Genomic DNA, 7,449 nt, shown 5'->3' on the forward strand with positions numbered 1-7,449 from the left:
CTGCGCCACGACGACGGCAACGCTGGGTGGAAAAATTTCGCCCCTTTTGATAGGATCTTGCTCTCCGCGTGCGCCGAGCGGATCGACGAGCGGCTGTTTGCGCAGCTGGCAATCGGCGGGATTTTGGTCGCTCCGATGAATAGAGGCGGTTCGCAAAAGATCGTTAGATTTAGTAAAATTTCTCCAAGCGAGATTAAAGAAGAGGAACTTGGCGCCTGCGAATTCGTCCCGCTGGTGCAGGGTCGCGGATAGATCTAGCGCGCAGTAAATTTTAAAATTTCCTACCGCCTCCTAGCGCGTAAATTTAATAAAATTTGCTTTCGCGCTGTGCCGCGAGATCAGAGTTTTATTAATTATTTATTTAAATTCAAGTACAATACGCAATTTTAATCTTTCAAGGATAAGTCATGCAAGATTTTAGCAAGGAAAAGATAGAGTCGCTGGTCGCCAGCTGGAAAAATCACAACAAAAACCAATTCTGGCTTAAAAAACAAACCGCGATCTCAAAGTATTTAGGCGAGATAAAGCGCTGCTTGGCGAGCTTTGATGAGACCGAGAACGAGTTTTTGCAAACTTTATATATAAATCTCAGCGACGGCAATCTTAGAAGCTGCAAAATTTTATCTTTAGGCGAGAAGTTCGCGCACGCCGAGTATTTCTTTATGGATCAGTTTTTTGATTCCAATATCAGCGCGTTTTATTACGATTTCGCTTTTAAAGACCGCATCGTCGGCAAAAAGGAGCTGTTTCCTAAAAATGCTGTAAAAAGCGTAGATAGCGTGCTTAGCGGCGAGGATAAAAACATCGTCTCGCTTTATATTTTTATCGAAAATATCGTCAAAAATTTCAATAGCTATTCGCAGGAGCGCACCGCTCGCGATATTTTCAAACAAAAGCTAGTCAATTTCTACGATGAGCTTTACAGGCTTCTTACGGCGGTGGATAGCGCTTTGGCGATCGATTTTTTCGACGTCGCGCTGCATAATCAGCCCTTCGTGCTGATGGAATTTTTAAAATCCGCGATAAATGCCGATAATTTCTATCTGATCGACAGCTACCTAAGCGACGACGGGATGCTAAATTTAGGGCTTGCCGAGGGCGGCGATTTCGCGCAAATTTCGCGCGAGAAGCTCTATCTGCTAGCCAGCATATTTGCACAGTGCAACGATGAGTTTCCGACTCTCATTTATCGCGATGAAACTGCGCAAATTTTATCCTTGCTCTACGACGAAAAGGTTGAAATTTTCGAAGAATTTTACGAAGTAAGTTCGCGATTTATCGCGGAATTTACCCCATATCCGCAGGATGTCGTGGGCGCGGCTAGGATCGTGTACTCCTCGCTATTTTTCGAATACGTCAAAAACTACAAAAGCGAAGAGGTCGCAAAAAATACGATATTTTACGGCGCGATCGGCACGGGCAAAACCCGCAGGCTGCGATCTTTAATCACCGAAAAGAAGCTTGCGACAAAAAATTTCCGCTACGTTTGCCTACACGAAGGCTTTGAATACCGTGATTTCATCGACGGATTTTACGGCGAAAGCTTTATTGACGGCGAGTTTAAGGCGCTGTGCAAAGAGGCGCTAAACGATCCGAAGGACGAGTATTATTTTCTGATCGATAATGCAAGTGCCGCGAGCTTGGATAAAATTTTAGGCGAGGCTGCGATACTTTTGGATCGCCGCTACGACGAGAATGACGAGCTTTCGCTGATCCGCACGAAAAATTCCCACGTAATCGACGGCTTTGAAGAGGGCGAGAAAGCGCGCGCAAGCGTCGTTTTAAAGGACGGCCGCTCATATTTTGCGGTGCCTAAAAATTTATACGTCCTATGCACTCTAAATGAGCATAAATGCGTTTCGCCGTCGATTGCAAAGGCGTTTAGATGGATCAGATGCGAGTGCGATTACGGCGCGCTTGAGGATTATTTAAGAGATCGCGAGATCGTAAATGCAAGCGCGGTCGTTGCGGTTTGCAAGGCGCTGAATAAATTTATCGCCGATGAGGCAAAGAGCCTCGGCGCGATCGGACACGGCGTATTTATGGGGCTTGCGCGCTATCAAAGTGGCGCGCAGATCATGCAGGAGGGGCTAAACGGCTTTTTTGCCGAGGTGCTTGAACCGATCTTTAGGTGCGCAGCAAGTGGCGAAGATACCGCTACGAGCCTTGGCGAGCGCATCGCTGAAGCCAAGGACGTGTTTAAATTTTAGCCGCCGTTTGGCAGAGAGGTTATATTTGCTATGAAATTTTAAAATTTCATAGCACTGCGTTTCATTTGTGCTTACGGATACGGCGCGCGAATTTGGGTTTAAATTTTGTTTTAATCCTGAAGTGTTTGCGACGTCGTGCTGCTGCTTTATTTATCAAATGCCGTAGCAATGCCGATCTATTAAATTGATATAAATTTAGACTTGAAATTTTAATCCTCGCTCGACCATACTTATCGCGGCGCAGGGGCGGGATTAGAGTAAATTTTGAGCTTTAAATTTAGCCTCAGCCGCTAAATTTACACAAAATCTTTATTTTGAAATTCTGCAGTATTTTCTATACGGAATTTTGCTTATCGGCGCAATCGCCGTTTTGATTAAATTTAATTGAATTGAAGCAAGCCTATGGGGCTAAAACAGCGCGTGCTTTTAAATTTAGCCCAAAAGCCCCGCGCCTTTTACTCTCTGCGAGCGATCTGCCGCGTAGATCCTCTTCCCGCCTACTACTTTGCCGCCCTCGATTTTGCCACCCTTTACGTCGTATTTCCAGATCGGCGCGGCCACCTTGAAATCCTCCACAAACTCGTTTATTAGCGCCAGAGCGACCTTGCGCTGCGGGCTTACGACGCCTGTGACGTAGGAGCTTTCGTGGATCGGCACATCCCCGTTTGCATGTGCAAAAAGCACGAATGCGCCCCGTGCTGCGGCCTTTTGCTGCCACGCTTCGAACCAAGTTCGCAAAATCGGCTCATAGATATCGAAGCTCAGCGCGCAGATGCCGCCCTCGTCGCGCACGATGCCTACGAAAGTAATGAACGCGCCGCAATTTATGTCCTTAAATTTAGCGTACCAGCGCGATAAAATCGCATCTACGTTCAAGCTGCCCTCATAAATTTCGGGCTCGATCCCGCTTAAAATTTCCGGATTAAATTTAGCCTCGCTCATCGCCGCCTCCTAAGCTTAGCCGCCGCAAACGGGAGGCAAAAGGCTCACGCGATCGCCGGATTTAAGCGCGAAATTCGCATCATAAATCATCTTATCGTTTACCGCTACGGCGCAGTTTGCAAGCCACTGCCTTAGACTTTCGTCCTTTTGCAGCTGCGCTTTTACCTCTTTCAGGGAGTTTGCGTTTAGGCGCAGTGGCTTGCGCCCTATCGGTCCTAAAAATTCTATCTCTACCATTTTTATCCTTTTTTAAAGATTTGGCGATTTTAACCAAAAATTCATAAAATTTTATATAATTGCGTAAAAATTTAATGAGGAAAAATGATGAAAATCGATGAAATTTCGACTCCTGCTTACGTGTGCGAGGAGCAAAAACTGGTAAAAAATTTAGAAATTTTACGCGGTGTAGGCGAGCGAAGCGGAGCAAAAATTTTATGTGCGCTAAAAGGCTTTGCGTTTAGCTTCGCGATGCCCTACGTAGACAGATATCTCTGGGGCGCTACTTGCAGCGGTCTGCACGAGGCAAAATTTGCTGCAGAGTTTATTAAAAACGGCGAAATCCACACATACTCGCCAGCATTCAAAGAGGATGATTTGAATGAAATTTTAAAAATTTCAAATCACGTCGTATTCAATAGCGCCGCGCAGTGGCAAAAATATCGCGCAAAAGCGCTCGCTGCGGGAGCGTCGTGCGGCTTGCGGCTAAATCCGCAGACCTCCTTCGCGCCCAAAGACGCTTACAATCCGTGCGGCAGCTTTAGCAGGCTCGGGATGAGCCTTGAAGCGCTGCAGCGGGCGATCTTGCAAGATGGCGAGTTTTTGCGCGGCATCTCGGGGCTGCATTTTCACGCGCTGTGCGAAGAAAGTGCTCAGAGCCTAGAGCGGGTGCTTGAGGTTTTCGAGGCGAAATTCGGCAAGTATTTTAGAGCCCTAAAGTGGCTAAATTTTGGCGGCGGGCATCATATCACGCGCGCAGGCTACGACGTGGAGTTGCTGATAGATCTGATCAAAAAATTTCGCGAAAAATATGAGGTTAAAATTTATCTCGAGCCGGGCGAGGCGGTAGGTTGGGAGTGCGGATATTTGGTCGCTAGCGTGCTTGACATAGTAGAGAACGGCGCTAAAATCGCTATTTTAGACGCTTCCGCTGAAGCTCATATGCCCGATACCGTGCTGATGCCGTATCGTCCTGCGGTACGCGGCGAGAGTAAGAGCGGTAAATTTAGCTATCGCTTCGGCGGCAATACCTGCCTCGCAGGCGACGTCGTGGGACTTGAGAGCGGGCAGCCCGAGTATAAATTTGACGCGCCGCTAAACATCGGCGATCGAGTGATTTTCGAGGATCAGATCCACTACACGATCGTGAAAAACACGACCTTTAACGGCATCAAGCTGCCCGATCTCGTCTTAGCGGACGAGCGCGGAGAGGTTTTGGCAATCAAAAAATTCGGCTACGACGAGTATGCGCGGCGAAACTAGCGCCGCACTTAATGCAAAAATGTAATTTTGCTTTGTAAGAAAATTTTTTGCAAAAAATGATATAATCGGCTCGAATTTTATATCTAAGGAAATCCATGAAAAGATTGTTTCTCGCGCTTTTTGCCTGTATTTATGCGCAGGCCGAAGAGAAAAAATATGCCGATATCGTGCAGGGAAATAGCGATGTTTGGGGCAATGCAAGGCTTGAAAACATCGATAGCTACGGCAATGGCTTCGGTCCGATTTTTCTGCAATTTCAAGGACATCTGCAAAGCTCGGGCTTTTTTGCTTGGTTGGCGCTGGGTGCGGTTTTGGGCGTAATCATAGCTTTTATTGGGCACTACGCGATCATAGGACCGAAGCACTTCGATCATCACGCGGGCAAGCCGATCTATGCGTTTAATAAATTTGAACGACTATACCATCTTGTAGCGGCCGTCGCATGGGCGATTTTGGTTCCGACCGGCTTGATTATGATGTTTGGCGAAGAATTCGGCGGCGGCGCTTTCGTGAGATTTTGTAAAAACGCTCACGGACTGGCTACGATAGCGTTTGCAATCTCCGTCGTGCCGATGTTCTTGCTGTGGTTTTGGCGTATGCTACCGCGAGCTTACGATATCAAATGGATGATGATCGTGGGCGGCTATTTAAGCAAAAAGAAGCGCGCGATCCCTGCGGGTAAATTTAACGCAGGCCAAAAGGCGTGGTTTTGGGTCGCGACTTTAGGCGGTATAGTGATGATAGCGACGGGTGCGTCAATGTTTTTCCTAGACTACGATATCCCCGCAATGAGAAGTGCGCTAGGTATGAGTCAGATCGAAATTTTAAGAGCAAGCGCGATTATTCATAATTTTTTGGGCGCGGTCTGCGCGGTGTTTTTGCTCGTACATATCTACATGGCGGTCTTTGCGATCAGCGGTGCCATCCACTCGATGATCGACGGACACAAGCCGGAGGAGGAAGTTTACGTACTTCACCACTACTGGTATCGCGAGCTGCTCGATAAAGGGCAGATCGCTAAATCGCAATTTGAAGCGAAGTACCCGCGCTTATAACTTGGGTAAATTTTATGCGGGCCTGCTTGCGTGCGGCTCGCATTAGCTTTGAGGTTCAAAGAATTTTTATTTTAAGGATTTCACATGCAACTAGATTGTCGCAATTTAAATTGCCCGGAGCCGCTTTTGCGCACCAAAAAAGCCCTCGGCGAGCTAAAAATCGGAGAGAGTTTAGAAATTTTAGTAAACGACGTAGCGCCTCGTGAAAACATAAAACGCTTTTTGGCTAAAAACGGCTTTGAAGCGCAAATTTCACAAGCGGGCGCCGACATGCTTATAAAAACCGTAAAAACGGACGAGCTGAAAAATGCAAATATCGACGATATTTATTGTAACGTCGCGGCGCCGAAAAGAGGCAAGGTGATATTTCTAAACGAGGAGCAGTGCGGAAGCGGCCCGATCGGAAAAAGCCTGCTTGCTAAATTTTTAGGCGCGGCGCTAAATTTAGACGAAAAGCCAGTGAAGGTGATCTGCGTAAACAACGCCGTGCGCATAACTACCAACCGCGGCCACGAATGCTTTGAGGCGATCAAGAAGCTAAACGAAGCGGGAGCTGAAATTTTAAGCTGCGGAAGCTGCCTAGAGGGTTACAAACTGGTCGATAAGCTCGCGATCGGCGAGATTTCAAATGCATACGAAATCATGGACGTCCTATCGAAATACGAAGTAATCAAGCTATGATCTACAGAGATTTTAACCTAACTAAATTTATTGCAGCCGCCGGTTGAGCCGCCAAGCTTGACCCGGCGGGTCTAACCGAAAATCTTGGAAATTTAATCGAGCCCAATGCAAGCCTGCTTTCGTCAATCTGCAGCAACGAAGATGCGAGCGTATTTCGCATAAGCGACGATCTTGCGCTCGTGCAGACGCTCGATTTTATCACCCCTTTGGTGGACGACCCGTTTATTTTCGGACAGATCGCGGCGGCAAACTCCCTAAGCGACGTATTTGCAATGGGCGGTGAAGTGATAAATGCCCTAAATATCGTGGGTTTTGACGATTGCCATTTCTCAAACGAAATTCTACGCGAAATTCTGCGCGGCGGCAAAGACAAGATCAAAGAGTGCGGAGGGGCCTTGGTGGGCGGCCACACCATCTCTACTCCCGAAATTTATTACGGACTTAGCGTCACGGGGCGCGTGAATCCGCGTAAATTTTGGAGCAATAATACAGCTCGCGAAGGCGACCTGCTGATCCTAACAAAACCCCTCGGCACGGGCATCATCGCTACGGCTATTAAGGCGAAATTTCTTAAATTTGAAGAATTTCGTGACGCGGTAGAGAGCATGATTTTGTTAAATTTTTATGCCGTGGGCGCGTTAGCGGGTCTAAAAATACATGCCGCGACCGACGTGACGGGCTTTGGGCTGCTTGGACACGCCCTTGAGATGATAAATGAGAAGGTAAGTTTTAAAATTTATCCTAGTAAAATTCCGCTTTTAAAAAGCGCCCTCAAATGCCTTGATGAGGGGCTGATCCCTGCAGGAAGCTATAAAAATTTAAAATTTATCACACCGGGCGTCGATTCCGAGCCGGACATAGCGCTTTGCGACGCACAAACCAGCGGCGGACTTCTGCTTGCCGTAGCGGAAAAGGACGCGGCGCGAGCGCTTGTAAATTTAAAAAACGCAGGCTACGCTAGTAGCGCTATCGTCGGCGAAGTAGTAGGGCACTCCGAACATAAAATTTATTTAGTTTAAAATCTTTTTTATTCAGCCCCCTTTAAGCATCGCTCTTGTATAATCACAATTCTGTTTCGCACC

Annotated in this window: 7 protein-coding genes and 1 pseudogene; 6 read left to right on the forward strand and 2 right to left on the reverse strand. The window is 47.3% G+C overall.

From position 1 onward, the window contains the following. Positions 1-252, forward strand: a pseudogene (locus Q0095_RS08070) (protein-L-isoaspartate O-methyltransferase); the annotation flags it as partial. Positions 253-407: 155 nt separating this feature from the next. Continuing rightward, positions 408-2,210, forward strand: a complete 1,803-nt coding sequence (locus Q0095_RS08075) for a hypothetical protein (protein WP_297882970.1) — start codon at positions 408-410, stop codon at positions 2,208-2,210. Positions 2,211-2,642: 432 nt separating this feature from the next. Here Q0095_RS08075 and Q0095_RS08080 read toward each other — a convergent pair whose 3' ends face one another. Next, on the reverse strand, positions 2,643-3,152 hold the full coding sequence (locus Q0095_RS08080; RefSeq protein ID WP_297882973.1) for a molybdenum cofactor biosynthesis protein MoaE: 510 nt from the start codon (positions 3,150-3,152) through the stop codon (positions 2,643-2,645). A gap of 15 nt (positions 3,153-3,167) precedes the next feature. Continuing rightward, positions 3,168-3,389 carry a MoaD/ThiS family protein gene (locus Q0095_RS08085; protein WP_297882975.1) on the reverse strand — a complete coding sequence of 74 codons (222 nt, stop codon included), beginning with the start codon at positions 3,387-3,389 and terminating at the stop codon, positions 3,168-3,170. Positions 3,390-3,473: 84 nt separating this feature from the next. On the opposite strand from Q0095_RS08085, the gene nspC reads away from it, so the two are divergent. The 4 genes from nspC to selD all read left to right on the forward strand — a co-directional run bounded on the left by nspC (position 3,474) and on the right by selD (position 7,386). Beyond that, complete coding sequence (gene nspC / locus Q0095_RS08090; protein WP_297882977.1) at positions 3,474-4,631, forward strand: carboxynorspermidine decarboxylase; 1,158 nt, start codon at positions 3,474-3,476, stop codon at positions 4,629-4,631. Positions 4,632-4,726: 95 nt separating this feature from the next. Next, positions 4,727-5,686, forward strand: coding sequence for a formate dehydrogenase subunit gamma (locus Q0095_RS08095; protein ID WP_297882979.1), 960 nt, complete (start codon positions 4,727-4,729; stop codon positions 5,684-5,686). A gap of 84 nt (positions 5,687-5,770) precedes the next feature. After that, entirely contained in the window at positions 5,771-6,367 is a 597-nt protein-coding gene (gene yedF, locus Q0095_RS08100; protein ID WP_297882981.1) for a sulfurtransferase-like selenium metabolism protein YedF, read from the forward strand. Then, positions 6,367-7,386, forward strand: a complete 1,020-nt coding sequence (gene selD / locus Q0095_RS08105; RefSeq protein ID WP_297882983.1) for a selenide, water dikinase SelD — start codon at positions 6,367-6,369, stop codon at positions 7,384-7,386. The genes yedF and selD overlap by 1 nt, the downstream gene beginning before the upstream one ends. The last annotated feature ends 63 nt before the right edge of the window (positions 7,387-7,449 follow it).

The sequence above is a fragment of the uncultured Campylobacter sp. genome (assembly GCF_938045535.1).
Lineage (GTDB): Bacteria > Campylobacterota > Campylobacteria > Campylobacterales > Campylobacteraceae > Campylobacter_B.

Excerpts from the sequence above, each read along its gene's own strand:
- Q0095_RS08075 (WP_297882970.1), top strand. The coding sequence starts at position 408 with ATGCAAGATTTTAGCAAGGAAAAGATAGAGTCGCTGGTCGCCAGCTGG.
- Q0095_RS08080 (WP_297882973.1), bottom strand. The coding sequence starts at position 3,152 with ATGAGCGAGGCTAAATTTAATCCGGAAATTTTAAGCGGGATCGAGCCC.
- Q0095_RS08085 (WP_297882975.1), bottom strand. The coding sequence starts at position 3,389 with ATGGTAGAGATAGAATTTTTAGGACCGATAGGGCGCAAGCCACTGCGC.
- nspC (WP_297882977.1), top strand. The coding sequence starts at position 3,474 with ATGATGAAAATCGATGAAATTTCGACTCCTGCTTACGTGTGCGAGGAG.
- Q0095_RS08095 (WP_297882979.1), top strand. The coding sequence starts at position 4,727 with ATGAAAAGATTGTTTCTCGCGCTTTTTGCCTGTATTTATGCGCAGGCC.
- yedF (WP_297882981.1), top strand. The coding sequence starts at position 5,771 with ATGCAACTAGATTGTCGCAATTTAAATTGCCCGGAGCCGCTTTTGCGC.